The sequence below is a fragment of the Marinobacter algicola DG893 genome, from assembly GCF_000170835.1.
Taxonomy (GTDB): Bacteria; Pseudomonadota; Gammaproteobacteria; order Pseudomonadales; family Oleiphilaceae; genus Marinobacter; species Marinobacter algicola.
The window spans coordinates 219,345-239,529 of the sequence record NZ_ABCP01000002.1 but is presented as its reverse complement, the minus strand read 5'-3'; the positions used below and the strand labels follow the sequence as shown (position 1 = coordinate 239,529).

The 20,185-nt window shown below is 57.6% G+C and carries 17 protein-coding genes and 2 tRNA genes; 15 read left to right on the top strand and 4 right to left on the bottom strand.

Annotated features, from left to right (window positions below; translation table 11 throughout):
* Nucleotides 1–45 precede the first annotated feature (45 nt).
* The 4 genes from MDG893_RS03325 to pgsA all read left to right on the top strand — a co-directional run bounded on the left by MDG893_RS03325 (nucleotide 46) and on the right by pgsA (nucleotide 3,496).
* A complete protein-coding gene (locus MDG893_RS03325; RefSeq protein ID WP_007152307.1) occupies nucleotides 46–297 on the top strand; it encodes a hypothetical protein in 252 nt (83 codons plus the stop codon).
* A 110-nt stretch (nucleotides 298–407) separates the two neighbouring features.
* Nucleotides 408–1,070: a UvrY/SirA/GacA family response regulator transcription factor gene (uvrY, locus tag MDG893_RS03320; protein ID WP_007152306.1), complete on the top strand. Its 663-nt coding sequence runs from the start codon at nucleotides 408–410 to the stop codon at nucleotides 1,068–1,070.
* Nucleotides 1,054–2,931: an excinuclease ABC subunit UvrC gene (gene uvrC / locus MDG893_RS03315; protein WP_007152305.1), complete on the top strand. Its 1,878-nt coding sequence runs from the start codon at nucleotides 1,054–1,056 to the stop codon at nucleotides 2,929–2,931. Before uvrY ends, uvrC begins: the two co-directional genes overlap by 17 nt.
* 7 nt (nucleotides 2,932–2,938) lie before the next feature.
* The gene (pgsA, locus tag MDG893_RS03310; RefSeq protein ID WP_007152304.1) at nucleotides 2,939–3,496 is read left to right on the top strand and encodes a CDP-diacylglycerol--glycerol-3-phosphate 3-phosphatidyltransferase; all 558 of its coding nucleotides are present in this window, start codon (nucleotides 2,939–2,941) and stop codon (nucleotides 3,494–3,496) included.
* A gap of 4 nt (nucleotides 3,497–3,500) precedes the next feature.
* Here the strand turns inward: pgsA and MDG893_RS03305 are convergent, their stop codons facing one another.
* From MDG893_RS03305 to MDG893_RS03290, 4 genes are read right to left on the bottom strand one after another with little or no spacing between them, the layout of a single operon-like run.
* On the bottom strand, nucleotides 3,501–4,112 hold the full coding sequence (locus tag MDG893_RS03305; RefSeq protein WP_007152303.1) for an ABC-type transport auxiliary lipoprotein family protein: 612 nt from the start codon (nucleotides 4,110–4,112) through the stop codon (nucleotides 3,501–3,503).
* A complete protein-coding gene (locus MDG893_RS03300; RefSeq protein ID WP_007152302.1) occupies nucleotides 4,109–5,047 on the bottom strand; it encodes an MlaD family protein in 939 nt (312 codons plus the stop codon). The genes MDG893_RS03305 and MDG893_RS03300 overlap by 4 nt, the downstream gene beginning before the upstream one ends.
* 1 nt (nucleotide 5,048) lies before the next feature.
* A complete protein-coding gene (locus MDG893_RS03295) occupies nucleotides 5,049–5,840 on the bottom strand; it encodes an ABC transporter ATP-binding protein (RefSeq protein ID WP_007152301.1) in 792 nt (263 codons plus the stop codon).
* Nucleotides 5,837–6,961 carry an MlaE family ABC transporter permease gene (locus MDG893_RS03290; RefSeq protein WP_007152300.1) on the bottom strand — a complete coding sequence of 375 codons (1,125 nt, stop codon included), beginning with the start codon at nucleotides 6,959–6,961 and terminating at the stop codon, nucleotides 5,837–5,839. Before MDG893_RS03290 ends, MDG893_RS03295 begins: the two co-directional genes overlap by 4 nt.
* Before the next feature lie 182 nt (nucleotides 6,962–7,143).
* Here MDG893_RS03290 and MDG893_RS03285 point away from each other — a divergent pair.
* The 11 genes from MDG893_RS03285 (at nucleotide 7,144) to MDG893_RS03235 (ending at nucleotide 20,107) form a co-directional block, all read left to right on the top strand.
* Nucleotides 7,144–7,219, top strand: a tRNA-Gly gene (locus MDG893_RS03285).
* A 66-nt stretch (nucleotides 7,220–7,285) separates the two neighbouring features.
* Nucleotides 7,286–7,359, top strand: a tRNA-Cys gene (locus MDG893_RS03280).
* 266 nt (nucleotides 7,360–7,625) lie between these two features.
* On the top strand, nucleotides 7,626–9,341 hold the full coding sequence (locus tag MDG893_RS03275; RefSeq protein ID WP_007152299.1) for an NADH-ubiquinone oxidoreductase-F iron-sulfur binding region domain-containing protein: 1,716 nt from the start codon (nucleotides 7,626–7,628) through the stop codon (nucleotides 9,339–9,341).
* 10 nt (nucleotides 9,342–9,351) lie between these two features.
* Nucleotides 9,352–12,222 carry a formate dehydrogenase subunit alpha gene (gene fdhF, locus MDG893_RS03270; protein ID WP_007152298.1) on the top strand — a complete coding sequence of 957 codons (2,871 nt, stop codon included), beginning with the start codon at nucleotides 9,352–9,354 and terminating at the stop codon, nucleotides 12,220–12,222.
* A gap of 83 nt (nucleotides 12,223–12,305) precedes the next feature.
* On the top strand, nucleotides 12,306–12,866 hold the full coding sequence (locus MDG893_RS03265) for a hypothetical protein (protein WP_007152297.1): 561 nt from the start codon (nucleotides 12,306–12,308) through the stop codon (nucleotides 12,864–12,866).
* The gene (locus MDG893_RS21150; protein ID WP_007152296.1) at nucleotides 12,863–13,126 is read left to right on the top strand and encodes a hypothetical protein; all 264 of its coding nucleotides are present in this window, start codon (nucleotides 12,863–12,865) and stop codon (nucleotides 13,124–13,126) included. The genes MDG893_RS03265 and MDG893_RS21150 overlap by 4 nt, the downstream gene beginning before the upstream one ends.
* Nucleotides 13,119–13,319: a hypothetical protein gene (locus MDG893_RS21145; protein ID WP_007152295.1), complete on the top strand. Its 201-nt coding sequence runs from the start codon at nucleotides 13,119–13,121 to the stop codon at nucleotides 13,317–13,319. Before MDG893_RS21150 ends, MDG893_RS21145 begins: the two co-directional genes overlap by 8 nt.
* A gap of 176 nt (nucleotides 13,320–13,495) precedes the next feature.
* Nucleotides 13,496–14,623 carry a metallophosphoesterase family protein gene (locus tag MDG893_RS03250; RefSeq protein ID WP_007152294.1) on the top strand — a complete coding sequence of 376 codons (1,128 nt, stop codon included), beginning with the start codon at nucleotides 13,496–13,498 and terminating at the stop codon, nucleotides 14,621–14,623.
* Entirely contained in the window at nucleotides 14,620–17,259 is a 2,640-nt protein-coding gene (locus MDG893_RS03245; protein ID WP_007152293.1) for an AAA family ATPase, read from the top strand. Before MDG893_RS03250 ends, MDG893_RS03245 begins: the two co-directional genes overlap by 4 nt.
* 43 nt (nucleotides 17,260–17,302) lie before the next feature.
* Entirely contained in the window at nucleotides 17,303–17,713 is a 411-nt protein-coding gene (locus MDG893_RS03240) for a nucleotide pyrophosphohydrolase (RefSeq protein WP_007152292.1), read from the top strand.
* Nucleotides 17,714–17,722: 9 nt separating this feature from the next.
* The gene (locus MDG893_RS03235; protein ID WP_007152291.1) at nucleotides 17,723–20,107 is read left to right on the top strand and encodes a DNA/RNA helicase domain-containing protein; all 2,385 of its coding nucleotides are present in this window, start codon (nucleotides 17,723–17,725) and stop codon (nucleotides 20,105–20,107) included.
* Nucleotides 20,108–20,185 lie beyond the last annotated feature (78 nt).

The window sequence follows — 20,185 nt, the reverse complement described above, 5'->3', positions numbered from 1 at the left end:
CCCCGTCAAACCCATTACCATGGCTGCTTTAAGGTGGAGTTGAAAATGACCGACGAAGCAGGCCACGAGCCCCAGCCAGACCCACGTGAAGAAAAATTCGTAGTGGATGTTGGGCTGCTTTCAGAGGATCAGCTTGACGGGCTGGTCGACGAATACTGCACTCGGTACCACGGCTTGAACGACACCGAGAACCCCATGGCGGAGCGTGAGCGGGTTAAATCGGCGGTTCGGCAACGGGATCTGGTGGTCTGGTTCGACCCGGTGGAAAATACCGCAAGCCTGGGCGTGCCCCGCTGATGGTTGTTTCCTGACCAGTAGGTCACGGTATTGACGGATGCACCTACCGTCCGCAACCCTTAACCGGTACAATTCGTAAATTCCCATAAAAGCCGCGTGCGAGGTGAGTTTTGATCAGGGTATTGGTTGTAGACGACCATGAACTGGTCAGGTCCGGTATTACCCGGATGCTGGCGGACAACCCCGATATTGACGTCATCGGCGAAGCATCTTCAGGCGAGGATGCCATTGATTCTGTGCGTAAAGACAGCCCGGACATCGTGTTGATGGACATTCGCATGCCTGGTATCGGGGGGCTGGAAGCGACACGGCGCATCCTGCGCATTGACGACGCTGTGCGGGTGATAGTGGTGACTGCCTGTGCCGACGACCCCTACCCAACCAGGGTGATGCAGGCCGGTGCATCGGCTTATATCACCAAGGGCGCCGACATCCGGGAAATGGTGCGTGCCATTCGCATGGCGCATTCAGGGCAGCGTTACATCAGCCCGGAAATTGCCCAGAAAATGGCGCTCAAGCAGCTCGGTGGCGACGCCCGCGACGAAGATGGTGAGCTATCCCTGTTCGACCGTTTGTCCGAGCGGGAAATGCAGATCGCCATGATGGTGGTGGACTGCCAGAAAGTGCAGGACATTTCCGACAAGCTTTGCCTCAGTCCCAAAACCGTAAACAGTTACCGTTATCGCATTTTCGAGAAACTGGAAATTTCCAGTGACGTTGAGTTGGCGCTGATGGCGGTCAGGCTCGGGTTGCTCGATGCCGACAAGGTCTGATGCTCCGGCCGACGCCGCCGAGGCAGGGAACAGCAGGGAGTTCGATACCAAAAGCTTCCTGAAACAGTTGACCGAGCGGCCGGGTGTGTACCGAATGTACGACACCGCCGGCAACGTGCTGTATGTAGGCAAGGCCCGGAACCTCAAAAAGCGTGTTACCAGCTATTTCCGCAAGTCCGGCCTGGCGCCCAAGACCGAGGCCCTGGTCTCCAGAATCAATTCAATCGAAGTCACCATCACCGGCAGTGAGACAGAAGCGCTGCTGCTCGAACAGAATCTGATCAAATCACTGCGGCCGCCCTACAATATCCTGCTGCGGGATGATAAATCCTATCCCTATATCTACCTTTCCTCGCACGACGATTATCCCTCCCTGACGTTTCGAAGAGGGCGCACGAAGAAAGGCGGTGGTACCTGGCATGGACCGTTTCCGAGCTCTGGAGCGGTCAAGGAAAGTCTTAACATTTTACAAAAGATATTCCGTATAAGATCCTGTAGTGAAAGCTATTTCAGAAACAGGACCCGGCCTTGCTTGCAATACCAGATCAACCGTTGCACGGCACCCTGTGTCGGCTTTATCTCGCCGGAGGATTATCGGGAAGACATGCGCCACGCCACCATGTTCCTTGAAGGCAAGAACCCGGCGATCCTGCAGGATCTGATGGCGGCCATGGAGACTGCGGCGAAGAATCTGGAGTTCGAGAAAGCCGGTGTCTACCGCGACCAGATAAACCACCTGCGACACGTTCAGGAGCAGCAAAGCGTGGACGGCGAAGGAGGCGATGCCGATGTGGTTGCCATTTCTCAAGATGCGGGTGTTGTGTGCATCGTGGTGATCATCGTGCGCGGCGGGCGCGTGCTCGGTACCAAGGACTATTTTCCACGATACAGCATTGAACAGTCCGAGGCTGAGTTGTTAAGTGCTTTTCTGGGGCAGTATTATTTTGGCGGTAGCACCCGCCGGGAAATTCCACCGGATATCCTGGTGCCAGTGGATGTCGGCGGGCAGGAACTGCTGTCCCAGGCGCTGACAGAATCCGCCGGGCGTGACACGCGAGTACGCAAGAATGTACGCGGAGAACGCCGGCGCTGGCTTGACCTGGCCATGACCAACGCCAGGCAGACACTGCTGACCCACCTGGCCAGCAAGGAAACAGTCTATCGCCGCCTGCTGGCCCTGCGCGATTTGCTGGATCTGGCGGAAACCCCGTCGCGCATGGAATGTTTTGACATCAGCCACAGCCATGGTGAAAACACGGTCGCATCCTGCGTGGTTTTCGACGAGAATGGGCCGCTGAAAAGCGACTACCGGCTCTACAATATCGAAGGTGTCACTGGCGGCGATGACTACGGAGCCATGCGCCAAGTTCTGACGCGCCGGTATAAGCGCATGGTGGCGGGTGAGGGCAAGCGCCCGGACCTGGTGTTCATCGACGGTGGTAAGGGCCAGTTGAACATTGCCCGGGAAGTGTTTGATGAACTTGGCGTTACGGACATTCCGCTGATCGGTGTGGCCAAGGGTGTCACCCGGCGTGCGGGCATGGAACAGTTGATTGATGCCATGACCGGTGACCTCTATCGGGTTCCCGCGGACTCGCCGGCACTGCATCTGATCCAGCATATCCGTGACGAGTCGCACCGTTTCGCCATCACTGGCCATCGGGCCCGGCGTGACAAGAAGCGCCGGCAGTCCACCCTGGAAGGCATTGAAGGTGTAGGGCCCAAACGCCGCCGTGACCTGATTCGTTACTTTGGCGGAATCCAGGAACTACGCAAGGCCAGTATCGACGAAATGTCCAAGGTTCAGGGAATCAGCAGGAACCTGGCAGAAACCATCTACGCAGTACTGCATGACGAATAGGGATAGCATGAATTTACCGAACATTCTCACCCTTTCCCGGATTCTGATGATCCCGGTTTTCGTGATTATCTACTACCTGCCGGCGCAGTGGAGCTATCTCGTCAGTGCCGGTCTGTTTGCTCTGGCCGCGGCGACGGACTGGCTGGATGGCTATCTCGCGCGCAAACTGAACCAGAGCACGCCGTTTGGGGCGTTCCTGGACCCCGTCGCCGACAAACTCATGGTGGCGGTAGCGTTGACTGTATTGATTGAAGCCCACGCGAGTTTCATTCTGACGATTCCCGCCACCGTGATTATCGGTCGGGAAATCGTGATTTCAGCATTGCGGGAGTGGATGGCGGAAATTGGCAGCCGCGCAAGTGTGGCGGTTTCCTACATAGGCAAAATCAAGACAACGGCGCAGATGGTGGCCATTATCATGCTGCTGGCGTTTCCTCCCGGTGTCGTCTGGGCCCAGGCCGGCACGGTGCTGTTGTACGTGGCGGCAGTACTGACGTTCTGGTCGATGATTCTCTATCTCAAGGCCGCCTGGCCCGATCTTTTTCCGGAAAAGCACCAAAGTTGACGGGTTAGGGGCGCTGCTCAACCGTCCAGTGAATCACCTCGCGGGCCAGTGCGTTACTGGCCTCGCCAAATGCCTCCACGATTGCTTCCACTTGCTCCCCTGTCGCCGGATGCTGGTACTCAAAGCGTTTGTTGGCAAGGGTATTGCGGGTGCGTTCGTCGATGAGATGCAGGTCCAGCCGTATTAGCGCTACTGGCATACCGTCCTGATACTCACTCTGGAATGCACTGAGCTCACCGGCCATGGTCAGATCACTCCGGGCCGGGCTGGTTCCAGTAATAATGCCCGCGAAGCGGCCATCCCGGCGAAAGGCGTCAATCAGTTGGTCTCGAACCAGGATGGGGGACTTGTTACTCCAGCGCGCACCTTGGTAGGCCTTTATTTCGTTGCCCTCCGGTTTCACCAGGATTCGCGAGCTATCAACAGGGCCTTCGGCCAGGGGCGTCACGAACCGAAGGGTCGTGCTGAACGGTTTGTTGCCAGTGATTGATGTCTCAACCGTGGAAGCCGGCAACTGGAATAGTCGATTGGCCGGCCGATCCGGGAACAGGGTGCAAGCAGATAACATGGTTGCGACGGTTACACAGAGCAGTGCCCGTGATGCTATCAGTGTCATGGATTGAACTCCTGTATCGGTTCGCGGCCCAGAAGAAGGCCGGTCGGGTCGTCCTCCAGACGGTGGATCAGGCTGTCCAGGTTCTTCAGCGTTGATCTCAGTTCACGCATGGCTGGCGCCAGTTCACCGATACCCTGCATTCCCTGGTCCAGGGAGCCTTCGTTACGGGCGGTGAGAGCTTCCAGCCGCGCGGTAGCGGTTTCCAGTGAGTCCATGGCGCTCTGGGCAGTGGTCATCAACTGGCGGCCCTCCTTATCGAGCAGGTTGTTTGCTGTGTTGCCAAATCGACGGAAGGTTTCCAGCGTGGCCTCTGTCTGCACGCTGAGTTGATCAAAGCTCGTCACCAGATTGCTTAGTTCACTGCGTTGGTCCATCAAACCTGACGACACAGCCTCGATGTTTTTGAGGCTGCGGGTGAGGTTGCGGGAGTTTTCCTCAGACACCATGGCATTTGCGTTGGAGAGGAATTGATCGAGCTTGGCAAACAGCTCCTCACTGGAAGCCATCAGGGTGGTAAAGGCAGAAGGTTCAGCCTGAATGGTCGGTGGGGATTCGCGGCTTCCAGTCAGCTTCCGACTTCCGGGGGTGCCACCCTTCAGTTCGACGTTCATGCTGCCGGTAATGTTCGTCAACGCCAGGCCTGCCCGGGTGTCTTCCTTGATGGGCACATCGTCGTACACCCGAATGAGCGCCCTGACGTTGCGAGGGTCACTTGGGTCGAGGCTCAGTTCGGCCACATCGCCCACTTCAATGCCGCTGTATTTGACCGGGCTGCCTTCAGAGAGCCCGCTGACGCCCCGGTCGAAAATGATTTCGTACCAGGCATAATCGCGGTCGTTGCCAGCTTGGCCCAGCCACAAGGCGAACGCGAGGGCGCCGGCAAGCGCAACCAGTGTGAACAACCCAATCAGGACGTGATGTGCTCTGGGTTCCATATCAGCGTGCCTCTCCTCGCGTCGTTGCTGTCCGGCCCCGCGGCCCATGGAAGTAATCGCGAATCCAGGGGTCGTCGGTGGCCTCAACCACCGCCAGCCGGTCCGCCACCAATACGCTGCGCGAGGCTAACACGGCCACCCGGTCACAGGTGGAGTAAAGCGTGTCCAGATCGTGGGTCACCAGAAACACGCTGAAGCCAAGGGCGTCCCGAAGCGTAACAATCAAGCGGTCAAAGGCGGCCGCTCCGATGGGATCGAGCCCGGCGGTGGGCTCGTCCAGAAACAACACCTCCGGGTCCAGCGCCAGGGCCCTTGCGAGCGAGGCTCTTTTGACCATGCCACCTGACAGCTGGGCAGGGTATTTTTCGGCCGCATTGGCTGGCAGGCCGACCAGTGCGAGCTTCACCCGGGCCAAATGCTCCGCGTCAATACGGGACAGCTTGGCATGTTCAATCAGCGGCAGGGCAACGTTCTCCTGAAGTGTCAGGGAGCTGAACAGCGCACCGCTTTGAAACAGTACACCAAAGCGCCGCTCTATCCGGGAGCGTTGTTGTTGAGAGAGGGCCTGCAACTGTTCGCCAAAGACTTCAATGGTCCCTGAGTCCGGCGCGTGAAGCCCGACAATGCTTCGCAGCAGTACCGACTTGCCGGTTCCCGAACCGCCAACCACCCCCAGTATTTCCCGGTGATAAAGGTCGAGATTGAGGTCTGTGTGGACCTCATGACGGCCGAAGCGGTTGCACAGGCCTCTCACGCTGATCACGACATCCCGGTGTGCGGCCTTTTCCTTCACCAGCCCATCTCCATAAAGAATATCGCCGCTATCGAGTCCAACAGAATCACCATAAAGATCGACTGTACCACGGCGGAGGTGGTGTGCTCACCGACGGACTGGGCACTTCCGCTGGCCTTGAAGCCTTCAAGGCAACCGATCACGGCAATCACAAACGCAAAGACCGGGGCCTTTCCCAGCCCAACCAGAAGGTGGACAACCTTTACCTTGGTTTCGAGGATATTCAGGATTTGCGGCACGGAGATATCCAGCGCCAGGACGCACACTACCGAACCACCAATAATACCGCTGATCATGCCCACGAAGGTCAGTATCGGCAGTGAAATCACCATCGCCAGCACCCGTGGGATAACCAACAGTTCCACGGGGCTCAGGCCGAACGTGCGCAGGGCGTCGATCTCCTCGTTGGCTTTCATGGACCCGAGTTGCGCGGTAAAAGCGCTGGCAGTGCGGCCGGCCAGAAGGATGGCGGCCAGCAGAACACCGAATTCCCGCAGGAACGAGAAGGCCACCAGGTTAACGGTGTAAATGGTGGCGCCAAAGTCATCCAGAATGGTGGCGCCCAGAAACGCAACCACCGCGCCCACCAGAAACGTCAGCAACGCCACGATGGGAAGGGCGTTCAGCCCGGTCTGATGAACATGGGCCACCAATGACGTGATCCGCCAGCGCCAGGGCGTTGCGAGGATGCTCGCCAATGTCGCCAGTATCTGGCCGGTAAACCCAATCAACAGCCGTTGTTGATGCCAAAAGTCTTCGATGTTTTCGCCAATACCCGCCAGGAACTCAGTGATCGGGTTGGAGCAGAAGGCCTTTTCGCCTTCAGGGCTGGCCATCGCGTTGGCAACCAGGCGCAGCAGTTCCTGGCGTTCGCTGGATAGTTCGGGGGTCTGCTCGGTAAGCTCATGGAGTTCATGAGCACCCAGAAGGTCCACCAGAAGGGACGCGCCGGCCGTATCCAGTGCATTGATGGTTGCCAGATTGACGGAATGCCCGTCAGGCACCTCCTTTAAAACGGCGTTTTGGACATCCCGCTTCAAACTGCCGTAGTTCGGAAGCGTCCAGTCGCCCGATACGGTCAGTTGGCCGTTCTGGAATTCAAGTTTGCCAGGGGAGGGCATCTGGAAGTTCTGTCTCCATTCTTGAGAATTGGCGATGGGTGTACCGTGATACTAGCTCAAATTCCCTTGTTGGGGGTTGCTGCGTTCGAGTGCAATCGATCAGAATCTGAACTAAAACAGAAAGTTGAAAAAAGTGGTTGACGCAAACGGCCTAATCCGTAGAATACGCCCTCGTTGATCAAGCGGGAATAGCTCAGTTGGTAGAGCACAACCTTGCCAAGGTTGGGGTCGCGAGTTCGAATCTCGTTTCCCGCTCCAATCAACACAGTCTCTCAATGCCCACCTGAGAGCATAAAAGTATCGAATCCCCTTCGAACTTTTACCGGCGCGGTGGCAGAGTGGTTATGCAGCGGACTGCAACTCCGTGTACGCCGGTTCGATTCCGACCCGCGCCTCCATTATTTTCTTTACCCCTGATTAGTGTCCATAAAGTATTCTGCCGATGGCCGGTCGCGCCTCATGCCCGTTTCCAGTGGCGGCTTTGGGTCGTGGTGTAACGGTCTGAGCCTCGAGCCAAATAAACAGCCTAACTAAAAACGACGTTGTTCGGTGCAAGTCCGACAGGCTGCTGGCGGCAATCCTGCCGGGTATGCTTCAATGACTGTTACATAGTCAGGCCAGCCAACAAGGCTGTCTTCTGCTCCTCGGCGCCTGGTCAACAACAATGAGCACAGACGAAAAGATGGTCAAACGCCGGCGCTCCGCTCTTCGGGGCCGTCAACTGGAACCGACTTTATTGTCGGAGCTGCGGGACCTTATCGGTGACGAACGCGTTGATTCGTCATTGCGCCACCGCGATCGTCTGATCGAACATCTGCATGTTGTTCAGGATGCCTGCGGTTACCTTTCCATGCCCCACCTCCGGGCCCTGGCCTCGTTCATGAATCTGCCCATGGCCGCCATTTACGAAACGGCCACCTTCTACGCCCATTTCGACGTGATTCACGATGAACAAGCGCCGCCACCGGCAATAACTCTACGGGTATGTGATTCGCTTTCGTGCCAACTGGCCGGAGCAGAGGCGCTGCATCAGGCGCTCTCTGACGGCGCTGATCCCGCCACGGTGCGTGTGCGGCGTGCGCCCTGCATGGGGCGTTGCGACACAGCGCCAGTGGTGGAAGTCGGTCATCATCACGTTTGCCATGCCAATGCCCAGAATGTGGGTGCGGCGGTAGAACAGGGCCAGATTCACCCAGAAGAAATCAAGTGGCAACGTTTGGCGGGTTACTGTTCCACCGGCGGTTATGGACTGTTGACCGATTGTCATGAAGGCCGGGTGAGCGTCGAATCGCTTGCCAAGGAACTCGAGCACGCCGGCCTGCGGGGGCTCGGCGGTGCCGGATTTCCCACCTATCGCAAATGGCAGGCAGTGCGGGCTGAGCCCGGGCCCAGGTATGCGGTGATCAACGCCGACGAAGGCGAGCCGGGTACCTTCAAGGACCGTTATTTCCTGGAACGCGAACCCCACGTTTTCCTGGAGGGGGCTCTGGTCAGTGCCTGGGCCGTCGAGGCGCAGGCCCTCTACATCTATTTACGGGACGAATACCCCGGTCTGCACGGTGTTCTGAAAAATGCCGTTGCCGAGCTCGAGGCGGCCGGAATCGTCGAGCCGGGCTTTGTTATCCTGCGTCGTGGCGCGGGCGCCTACATCTGCGGTGAGGAATCCGCCCTCATCGAGTCCCTGGAGGGCAAACCCGGCAAGCCACGCCATCGACCGCCGTTCGTCGCCCAGAAAGGACTGTTTGGTCAGCCCACCCTCGTTAACAACGTCGAGACGGTCTATTGGATCCCGCGCATTCACGCCCAGGGCGCCGAATGGTTCGCCAGTCAGGGGCGGCACGGCCGCAAGGGATTACGCAGCTTTTCGGTCTCCGGGCGAGTGGCAACGCCCGGCGTTCACCTTGCTCCGGCGGGGATCACTCTCAGTGAGTTGATCGACGAATATTGCGGTGGCATGGCGGAAGGGCACCGCCTGCTGGCCTATCTGCCCGGCGGAGCCTCCGGCGGGATATTGCCCGCCAGCAAAGCAGACATCCCTCTGGACTTCGACACCCTGCAGGAGCATGGCTGTTTTATCGGCTCCGCCGCGGTGATCGTTTTGTCTGATCAGGACGATTTGCAAGCCGCAGCTTCCAACCTTCTGGGCTTTTTCGCCGATGAATCCTGCGGGCAGTGCACTCCCTGCCGTGTAGGCACCGAGAAAATGCTAACGTTGCTGGAACGCAGCACCTGGGATGAGGACACGCTCAAGCAACTGGCCGGGGTGATGGCCGATGCCTCCATCTGCGGCCTGGGCCAGGCTGCACCTAATCCGGTTCTGAGCCTGCTGCGAGACTTCCGCAGCGAACTTGCCAGCCAAAATCTGATCGCCAAAGGGTAGGGAGGCTGTCATGAGCAACACCAACACAAGCTTCACCCTGACCCTGGACGATGTCGAAGTTCAGGCCTACCCCGGCGAAACCCTCTGGCAGGTGGCCAGGCGCGCCGGCGAGACCATCCCGCACCTGTGCTTCAAAGACGCTCCCGGTTACCGCGCGGATGGCAATTGCCGCGCCTGCATGGTGGAAGTGGAGGGCGAGCGGGTACTCGCCGCCAGCTGCATCCGCGAGGCGATCCCCGGCATGGTAGTGCGTAGTGCCGGCTCAGGTCGGGTTCAGGCGGCCCGCAAAGCGGTGCTGGAATTGTTGATGGCGGATCAGCCCGCGCGCCCAGACAGTCCGGATCGCTCCAGCCACCTGTGGGATACGGCGGATCAACTGGCCATCGACGTCGGTTCTGTGCGCCAGCGAATCCCGGCCCGTTCAGATCGGAAAACGCCCACGGTTCATCACGTCGAACCCAGATCCAGTACGCTGCCCCACGCTAGGGGGCAGGACGCTACCCATTCGGCCATGAACGTCAACCTGGACGCCTGCATCACCTGCGGTTTGTGCGAGCGTGCCTGTCGGGAAGTTCAGGGCAATGACGTGATCGGCCTGGCGCACCGGGGCGCCGCGTCCAAAGTCATCTTCGACTTCGACGACCCTATGGGCGACAGCACCTGCGTTGCCTGTGGCGAATGCGTACAGGCCTGCCCGACAGGGGCGCTGATGCCCGCCACCCTGATCGATGCCGAAGGCCGTGGAGACTCCGCCATCGCCGATCGCACCGTGGACTCCGTCTGCCCCTACTGCGGCGTCGGCTGCCAGCTCACCTATCACGTCAAAGACGAGCCTTCTAGCGCCGAGAAAGGGGAGAGCGAACAACGAGGGCGTATCCTCTATGTTGAAGGCAGGGACGGCCCCTCCAACCAGGGCCGGCTTTGTGTCAAAGGCCGCTTTGGCTTCGATTATCCCTCGCACCCGGCAAGGCTCACCCGGCCACTGATCCGCAGGGAGGGCGCGCCCAAGGGCGTCGACCCCGACTTTGATCCGGCCAATCCCTTAACGCATTTTCGCGAGGCGAGTTGGGAAGAGGCACTAGAATTTGCCGCAACCGGGCTGACGGAACTCAAAGGCCAACATGGCCCGAGCGCACTCGCCGGCTTTGGCAGTGCCAAGTGCTCCAATGAAGAAGCCTGGCTGTTCCAGAAGCTGGTGCGCACCGGTTTCGGCTCCAATCACGTTGATCACTGCACACGGCTCTGCCACGCCAGTTCTGTGGCGGCGCTGATGGAATGCCTCGGCTCCGGCGCGGTGACCGCCTCCTTCATGCAGGCGCTTCAGGCCGATGTGGTCATCCTCACCGGCTGCAACCCGGCCGTGAACCACCCGGTGGCCGCCACCTACTTCAAACAGGCGGCCCGAAACGGCACCAAACTGATCATCATCGATCCCCGGGGCCAGGCCCTGGATGCCTATGCCTGGCGCAGCCTTCGTTTTTCGCCGGGCGGCGACGTGGCACTGTTCAACGCCATGCTCCACGTGGTCATCGACGAAGGGCTCTTCGACAAGGCCTACATTGATGCCCACACCGAGGGCTTCGAAGCACTGGCAGCCAGTGTCGTGGATATGACCCCGGAGGTCATGAGCCCGCTATGCGGCGTTGATCCTGAGACCATTCGTGAAGTAGCCAGAGCCTACGCAGGCGCCGAGAGCGCGATGATCTTCTGGGGCATGGGCATATCCCAGCACGTGCACGGCACCGACAACGCCCGCTGCCTGATCTCGATGGCGCTGACCTGCGGCCAAACGGGCCGGCCCGGCACCGGTCTGCACCCATTGCGAGGGCAAAACAACGTTCAGGGCGCCTCCGACGCCGGCCTGATCCCCATGGTACTGCCCGACTATCAACCGGTGGGAGACACCCAGCTGCGCGCCGCCTTCGAAGAACTCTGGAACACCGAGCTGGATCCTGAGCCCGGGCTTACGGTTGTAGAGATTATGGACGCCATCACGGCGGGCACCATCAAGGGCATGTACATCCTCGGCGAAAACCCCGCGATGTCTGACCCGGATCTGACCCACGCCCGGGCCGCACTTGGCGCGCTAGAACATCTGGTGGTGCAGGACCTGTTCGTCACGGAGACTGCCCAGTTTGCCGACGTCATCCTGCCTGCCGCTGCCTGGTCGGAAAAATCCGGCACCGTCACCAACACCAACCGGCAGGTGCAGATGGGCCGCGCCGCGTTGGAGCCGCCGGAGCAGGCCAAGCCCGACTGGTGGATCATTCAGGAAATGGCCCGGCGTTTCGGGCTGGGTTGGGACTACGCCGGCCCCGAGCAGGTGTTCGCCGAAATGAAGCACGGCATGCATTCGCTCGATCATATCTCCTGGTCGCGCCTGGAGCGCGAAGGTTCCGTGACCTACCCATGCCTGGCCGACGACGAGCCGGGGCAGGATGTTGTCTTCTCCGATGCCTTCCCCCGCGCCGGTGGCCGGGCCAAATTGTCGCCAACCCGGCCGCTTCCGCCAGACGAGCCGGTGGACGAAGCCTATCCCATCGTTTTAACCACCGGGCGATTGCTGGAACACTGGCACACCGGCGCCATGACCCGTCGCAGCCGGGTATTGGATGAGCGGGAGCCCGAAGCGGCTGCCTATCTGGCACCCGCAGAGTTGGCTCGTCTGGGCGTCGCACCGGGTGATGCCATCAAGGTTGCCACCCGTCGCAGCAGCATTACGCTCACAGCGCGGGCCGACCAGGCCATGCCCGAGGGCATGGTGTTCATACCCTTTGCCTTTGTCGAGGCAGCAGCCAACCTGCTAACCAACCCGGCCCTGGACCCCTACGGGAAGATTCCGGAGTTCAAGTATGCGGCGTGCAGTCTGAGCCCGGCGTAATGGAATATGTTGGTGAGGGCTTGCAATTAATCTGGATCTAAGCAACGCTTGTCCCGTGTCCAAAAACTAGGGACATCCAGCCTATGGATGGAATCAAGAGTCAAGATCTCGGCCTGTTGCTTAAGTTGGTTTCGCTGCGAAAGCAAGAAGCGACAGAAGGCGTTGTAGACACATCAGCTTACACAGTGCGAAATCTCGAGTTGGAAACAGGCATCGGGAAATCCCAGGTCAGCAACTCACTGCGCCGCTGTTTTGAGGTTGGCCTCGCTAAAAAGGATCGCAATTCCGGCATGCCTCGTGTCAACACAAAAAGCCTGTTTGAATTCATCGTCTACGGTGCCAAGTACGTGTTTCCTGCCAAACCCGGTCAGTTAGTGCGCGGTATTGGTACTGCATTCGCCGCACCCGTGCTGGAAAATCGAGTGTTCAGCGCAGGCGAACTTTTACCAGTATGGCCAGATGCGCGAGGCAAAAACAAAGGCTTGGAGATTGCCCCTTTATTTAAAACTCTAGGCCACGCGGTTCGCCGGGACCCGGAGCTTTACGCATTACTGGCGCTGGTAGACGCAATACGCATAGGCAGCCCGCGTGAGGCAAATCTGGCAAAAGACCTGTTAAAAAAACACATGGAAGTGAGTGAATGAGCATACCGACGTTACAAAAGTTGATGGTCGGCAAAGTTGCTGAGGCGCTTGGCCCAGACCTGCGAGAGCAGGTGGCCTTCGTAGGAGGTTGCACCACCAGCTTCTTATTAACCGATGAGTTCGTACTTGAGAAAGTTCGCCACACCGAGGATGTGGATCTGATTGTCCATGTAATGGGCTATCCGGGATTTCATACTTTACAGCAGGTAGGGCGACCCGCTCTCGAGCCACGACATCGAAGACTTGCTCACGTTGATTGATGGCCGTGAGTCATTGATCGATGAGGTCAAAACTGCGCCCGAAGAATTACGAAGTTACCTGGCAGAGAAGTTCAGCCAGTTATTGCAAGACACCAACTTTGAGTACGCCGTTAACAGCCAGGCGGGTGGCAATGCAGAGCGAGAGCAAATTTTGTTTGAGCGGATTGAAACTCTGACCCATTTGGGGCATTGATGCGAAGCGATATTGTTTTCCGAAGTTCAAGTACGCAGCGTGCCGGCTGAGCTCCGTGTAGCGTCCGAAGCAAACCATCTCCTCCAGAACGACGTTCATTGTCGCACCGCCTCTGTAAAGTCTTCGCGGGTAGTCTAGAATGTCGCGAAAATTCCCAGATCCCTCAGGAACCTGACATGCCAAAGTTTTTGCACACCGCAGACTGGCAGATGGGCCGGGCCTTTACGCGGTTTGAAACCGAAGACGGCGCCGCGCTGGTCGAAGCCCGTTTTGAAGCTATTGAGAAGCTGGCTCAACTGGCCAACGAACACCAGTGCGATGCGGTACTCGTGGCCGGCGATGTCTTTGACGCACAAACGGTGTCCGACCGCACTATCAGGAGGGTATTCAACGCCACAAAGGGGTTTACCGGCCCCTGGGTGATGCTGCCCGGCAACCACGATGCCGCCCTGGCAGAGAGCGTATGGACGCGAGCCCAGCGCCTCGGAGCGGTGCCCGGGAACGTACACCTGGCACTTCAGCCCGGCATCATCAATCTGGAACTCCAGGGCCTGAGCATCCTCTGCGCGCCCCTGACTCAGCGCCATACCTACGGCGATCTGACCGAACCCTTCAGCGGCTACGAGTCGCCTGAAGGCTTTCCAAGGATCGGTCTGGCCCACGGCAGTGTCCAGGGCCTGCTGCACGAAGAGATAGACTCCTCCAACCCCATCGCGCCAGACCGTGCCGACGCCAGCACGCTCGATTACCTGGCGCTGGGTGACTGGCACGGCACCAAGCAGATCAATGACCGTACCTGGTACAGCGGCACCCCCGAGCCGGAGCGGTTCCGGAACAACGAAGCAGGCAATGCCCTGATTGTTGAGGTGTCCGAACCAGGCGCAACACCCAAAGTCACCCAACTACCAACGGGGCGCTATCAATGGCACCAGTGGCGGGAAACCCTTGCCGTCCACTCCGATCTTGAGCAACTACTGGAGCGTTTGAATGCCTTGCCCGAATCCGCCGTGGTCGACCTGCGCCTTGAAGGCTCGGTGACCCTGGCCGGTGAGGAAACACTGTTGAAGGCACTGTCGGTTGCTGAAGCCAGGTTCCGCAGCCTTCGCTGCGAGCGAAGCGGCTTACAGTTTGCCCCTACCGATGAGGACATTGCCGCCCTGAAAGCCGATGGCTACGTGGGCGAAGTGATTGAGAGCCTGCGGCAAGGTCAAGGGCAGGAAGACACACAGGATGATGCCGCCCGGGATGCGCTGGCCATTCTGGCCGGAATGCTCCGAGAGCGGGAACAGGAGGCCAGCCAATGAAACTGCAGCGCATGCGCATTGAGCAGCTACGCCAGTTCCGCAAACCCTTTGTTCTGGACAACCTGCAACCCGGCCTCAACCTGATTCACGGCCCCAATGAGTCTGGCAAAAGCACCCTGGTGCGATCGATCCGGGCGGCCTTTTTCGAGCGCTATCGCTCAACCGCCGTGGACGACCTGCGCCCCTGGGGCGACTCCGCCGCAGCGCCCACCATCGAACTGGATTTCGAGCACGACAACCGAAACTGGCACCTCGCCAAAAGCTTCCTGCAGCGCAAACGCTGCGACCTGACCATCGGCACCGAAACCTACAGCGAAGACGACGCGGAAGAGAAACTGGCCGAATTGCTGGGCTACCAATACCCGAAAAGGGGCGCCAGCAAAGCCGAACACTGGGGCATACCGGGGCTGCTGTGGGTGGAGCAGGGCACCGGGCAGGACATCGAGCAGGCCATAGAGCATGCCGGGGATCACCTCAAATCCGCACTGAATTCCATGGTCGGGGAGGTGGCCAGTTCCGGCGGCGACGACCTGATTGAAACGGTCCGCAGCCAACGGGACACCCTGCTGACCGGCACCGGCAAGCCCCGTGGCGATTACCTGCAACTGGAAAAAGACCGTGCCCTGTATGAGCGTGACATCGAAGACCTGAAAGGCCGGGTGCAACACTACCAGGAACAGGTCGACCGGCTCGGCAAGCTCGCCCACGACCACGATCAGGCGGAGGCCGAACGCCCCTGGGAAGAGGCCCAGCGACAGCTGGAGGAAGCCCGCACCCGCTATCAGCAGGTCGAGCGCCTGGAGCAACAGCAAGTCCAGGAAAAGGCCACGCTTGCCCAGATACAGGAGAACCGTCGACTGTTGCAGCAGAGCAAGGAACACCTTGAAGGGCTGAGTCGCCAGTTGGAGGGCCGAAAGGCCGAACTGGAACGCGCCGAGCGCGACCTCAGGGTTGCGGAAGCACAGAGCCCGGCAATTGCAGGCCGATTGGCCGAAGCCAGAACCGCCTATGAGCAGGCGGAAAAGCAACGCAAGCTTGCGGGTTTGCTACAAACCCAGGAACGGCTGGAGCAGGACGTCCGCCGGCTTGAGCAGCACAAACAAGCGCAGACCCAGAATCTTGCCAAAGCGAAGGACTACCACCAGCAGTTGGAGCAAGCCAGGCAGCAGGTCAGAGAAAACCGAATTGATTCTGCTGCAGTCAAAAGCCTGAAAGCGACCGCGAACAAGCTGAACGAAGAATCCATCCGTTCACGCACCATCGCCACCCGATTGAGCTGGCAACTGGAAACCAGCGCGTCATTAGCGCTGAACAACGAGCAGCTGACCGGGCAAGGCGAGCAGCAGCTTCTGGAAGAATCCACTCTGGTCATCCCCGGCGTGGGTACCCTGGGCATAACGCCCGGTGGCGAAGAGCTGGCCAGCACCCGCCGCAAGCTCAAAACCCTCGAGGACAGCTTTGCAGAACAGCTGAAGACCTTGGGTGTGACATCGGTGGAACAGGCAGAGGACCGCCTTTCAACCTTTGAAAGTGCCGAAAGAACCCTGAAGCACGCCGAGGATTTGCTAAAATCCGTGGCACCGGCCGGCATTGAGCAACTTGTCTCTGAACAGAGCGAGGCGGAAAACGAACTGGAGAGAGCCAAAAGCCAATTGCAGGCCACGCCAGAACCGGACCAGAAAGAGAACGTACCCGCCCTGGAAGAGGCAGAGGCCGCTTTCGTTCAGGCCGGCACCACGCTGGATAAGGCCGAAGCTGATGACCGTGAGCACCAGGCGACGCTGTCGGCACTGAAACAGGCCTGGCACAACGCCAAAACCGAATGGCAGCGGCTGGCGGATGAAGAAAAGAGCCCGGAACGGCAGCAGCAACTTAGCCAGATAACCACCGACCTGGCGAACATCGAAAAACAACAGGCCGAACTGCAAGCCAGCCTCGAACGCCGCGAACGGGAAATTCGCGAAGCCCGACCGGAGTTCCTCAAACAGGACATCGAACGCTACCAGAACGCAGCCAATCACCTGCGCCAGACCCAGGAGAACCGCGGGCGTGAGCTCAGGGATATCAAAGTCAGGCTGGAGGCCTGGGGTGCCGAAGGGCTGGAAGAACAGCTCAACGAGAAAGAGGCGGAACTCGACCAGTGCAATCGCCGCTATCAGGAATTGCACCGTCGCGCCCAGGCATTGGACTTGCTGCTGACCCTGCTCACCGAAAAACGCCAGGCCCTCACACGCCGCCTGCAGGCACCGTTGCAAAAGCACCTCAACCATTACCTGTCGGTACTTTTCCCGGAAGCCTCTCTGGAAGTCGACGAACAGCTCCGGCCCGGCACCTTCAGCCGGGGCAGCGAACTCGGGCAGATCACCGAACTGAGTTTTGGTGCGCGGGAACAGATGGGCCTGATCAGCCGCCTGGCCTATGCCGATCTGCTGCGGGAAGCCGGAAGGCCAACGCTGGTGATACTGGACGACACCCTGGTGCACAGTGACAGCGAGCGCCTCGAAGATATGAAACGCATCCTGTTTGATGCGGCTAGTCGACATCAGATATTGCTGTTTACTTGTCATCCGGAGAAGTGGCAGGACTTGGGGGTGGCGCCTGTGGATATTCAGGCATCGAAGGAGCAGAGTTCTTAGCCTGCATGTTCGTCGTGGATTATGTGGACCGGTGTACTCGAGTATGGTTAATGTGCGAATAGATCGAGCAAATGATTATGGCATCAACAAAGGGGTTTTGATCAAAATGGATTCGCTGGAAGAGTTGCGCCTGAAATTGAAGCAATTCGCTGAAGAGCGGGATTGGCGTCAGTTTCACTCACCGAAAAACCTGACCATGGCGCTTTGTGGTGAAGCGGGTGAGTTATCGGAGCAGTTCCAATGGCTCAGCGAGGAAGATTCGAAAAACCTCAGTGAAAAGCGATTGGCAGCCGTTAAAGACGAAATCGCGGATATCCAGTTGTACCTTATCCTTCTGTCGGATTCTCTGGGTGTCGATATTGCTGAAGAATCTGCCCGAAAAATAGAGGCAAATGCTCTCAAATATCCTGTTGCCAAAGCCAAAGGCAGGTCCAATAAATATAACGAGTTGTAGGGGATATCTGTGATCGTCTATTCGGCTTCGAAGGCGGAATTCGTTGAACATGTGAAGTTCAATCAGATCGAGAAGGTTATCGAGGAAGAGGTCTGGAGAAGGCTCAAACGAAGAACCCCAAAATCCGAAATTGCTTCTTGGAAGAATTCACTTCAGTACATGTTTAACGCGTTGCTGGATCAGGGTATCCCACCGTCTGCAGGTGTAGCCATTGAGTATACGATTCCACTGACCAGTCGCCGTGTGGACTTTATTCTGACTGGCAAAGATGCGTCGCGCAATGACACAGCAATCATCGTTGAGCTGAAACAATGGTCTGAGGCAGAGGTTACGGACAAAGACGCAATTGTCCGAACATTTCTAAATGGATCCATTCGTGAAGTTAACCATCCTTCCTATCAGGCCTGGTCTTACTCAGCCCTAATTGAGGACTATAACGAAACGGTCCGAGAAGAACATATCAGTCTTCAGCCCTGCGCTTATCTGCATAATATGGACAGTGGAGTTGCGATTAACGACTCCCGTTATCATGAGCATACCGATAGGGCGCCGGTATTTATTTCAAGCGATGCTAAGAAATTGTCGGATTTCCTCAGGCAGAATATTCGATATGGCGATAGCGACAACATCATGTATCGAATTGAACATGGTGTGATCAAGCCGTCAAAAGGACTAGCTGACAGCCTCGCCTCGATGCTTCGGGGCAACAGGGAGTTCATTCTGCTCGATGAGCAGAAGCTAGTTTACGAGACCGCGCTGGAGCTAGCGGAAAAAGGGCGCGAAAATCGAAAGCAGACTTTCATCGTCAAGGGTGGACCAGGGACGGGGAAATCCGTTGTTGCAATCAACCTTATTGTTGAAGCAACCAATAGGGAGATGCTGACCCAGTTTGTCAGTAAGAATTCCGCGCCGCGGGAAGTTTTCAAAGCCCGTCTGACAGGAACCATGCGCAAAACCCACATCGATAACCTGTTTCGTGGTTCTGGTGGTTATACCGATACTGAGACAAACTTTTTTGATTTGCTGGTCGTTGACGAGGCCCACAGGCTAAACGAGAAGTCTGGCCTATATGGGAATCTCGGGGAGAACCAGATAAAAGAGCTGATCAATAGCGCCCGAACCTCAGTCTTTTTTATTGATGAAGACCAGCGTGTCACATTCTCAGATATCGGCACGGTGGATGAGATCCGGCATTTTGCGAGGCAAGCAGGTTCAGAAGTGACTGTTCTGGAGCTGAGCTCACAATTCCGTTGCAACGGTTCTGATGGCTATCTGGCGTGGATTGATCATGTCCTGCAAATTCGGGAAACAGCTAATACAACGCTGGATGGCGTCGACTATGATTTTCGGGTCTATGACGACCCGAACGAGCTGCGGAATGTTATTGAAGAGAAAAGTCGCCGGGCCAACAAGGCGCGGTTGGTGGCTGGGTATTGCTGGGATTGGACTAGCAGGAAGGATCCAGCAAAGTTCGATATTGAGCTCCCTGAGCATGATTTCAGAGCAAGATGGAATCTGGACAAGCACGGCCCAAAATGGCTGATCGCTGAGGATTCGATAAGTGAGATTGGCTGTATTCATACCTGCCAGGGGCTAGAGCTCGACTACGTAGGCGTGATTATCGGAGATGATTTTGTAATCCGGGACGGGATTGCGGTCACAAACGCTAGCGCGCGCTCAAAATCCGATCGGTCCGTACGCGGTTACAAGAAGAGGCTGAAAGAGGATCGGGAGAGTGCCCTTGCAGATGCTGATAGGATCATCAAGAACACCTACCGGACCCTTATGACGCGGGGCATGAAAGGGTGCTACATCTACTCTGCCGATGCGGAAACCAGACAACATTTCCGTAGCTTTGTAGAGACCCAGATAACGGAACAGAAGAATGATGTTTCCGCTCTGCAAGTCCCGTACGAAGTAGTTGATTTTGAATCAGCACTGCCTTATGAAGGCTTCGTGCCCCTCTACGACCTACAGGCAGCAGCAGGCGAATTCAGTGAACTCCAATCTCCCGATGAAGATTTTGAGTGGGTAAAATTACCCGAACATTTTGCCACCAGACCGGGCCAGTTTGTCGCTCAGGTTGTTGGTGAGTCCATGAACAAACGGATTCCTAATGGCGCATGGTGCCTCTTTAGTGCCAATCCGGGAGGAACGCGAAATGGCAAAATAGTTTTAGTGCAACATCGTGCTATTGAAGACCCTGACAACGGCAGTTGCCTTACCGTCAAACTGTATCGCAGTGAAAAAACGATGTCTGGCGATGAACTCGTTAACGAAAAAGTCATCTTGACTCCCGTCACTAGCGCTCATGGTTATCGGGATATCGTTATTGAGGACGATGATCTTCACGACTTGAGAGTCGTTGGAGAGTTTATTGCGGTATTGGCCTGAGGCCAGTTAAATTGAAAGCCGTCCTGCTCACTGAAATGAAGTTCAGAAGTAGATCCGAGGAGTTTGTTGGCGACGACT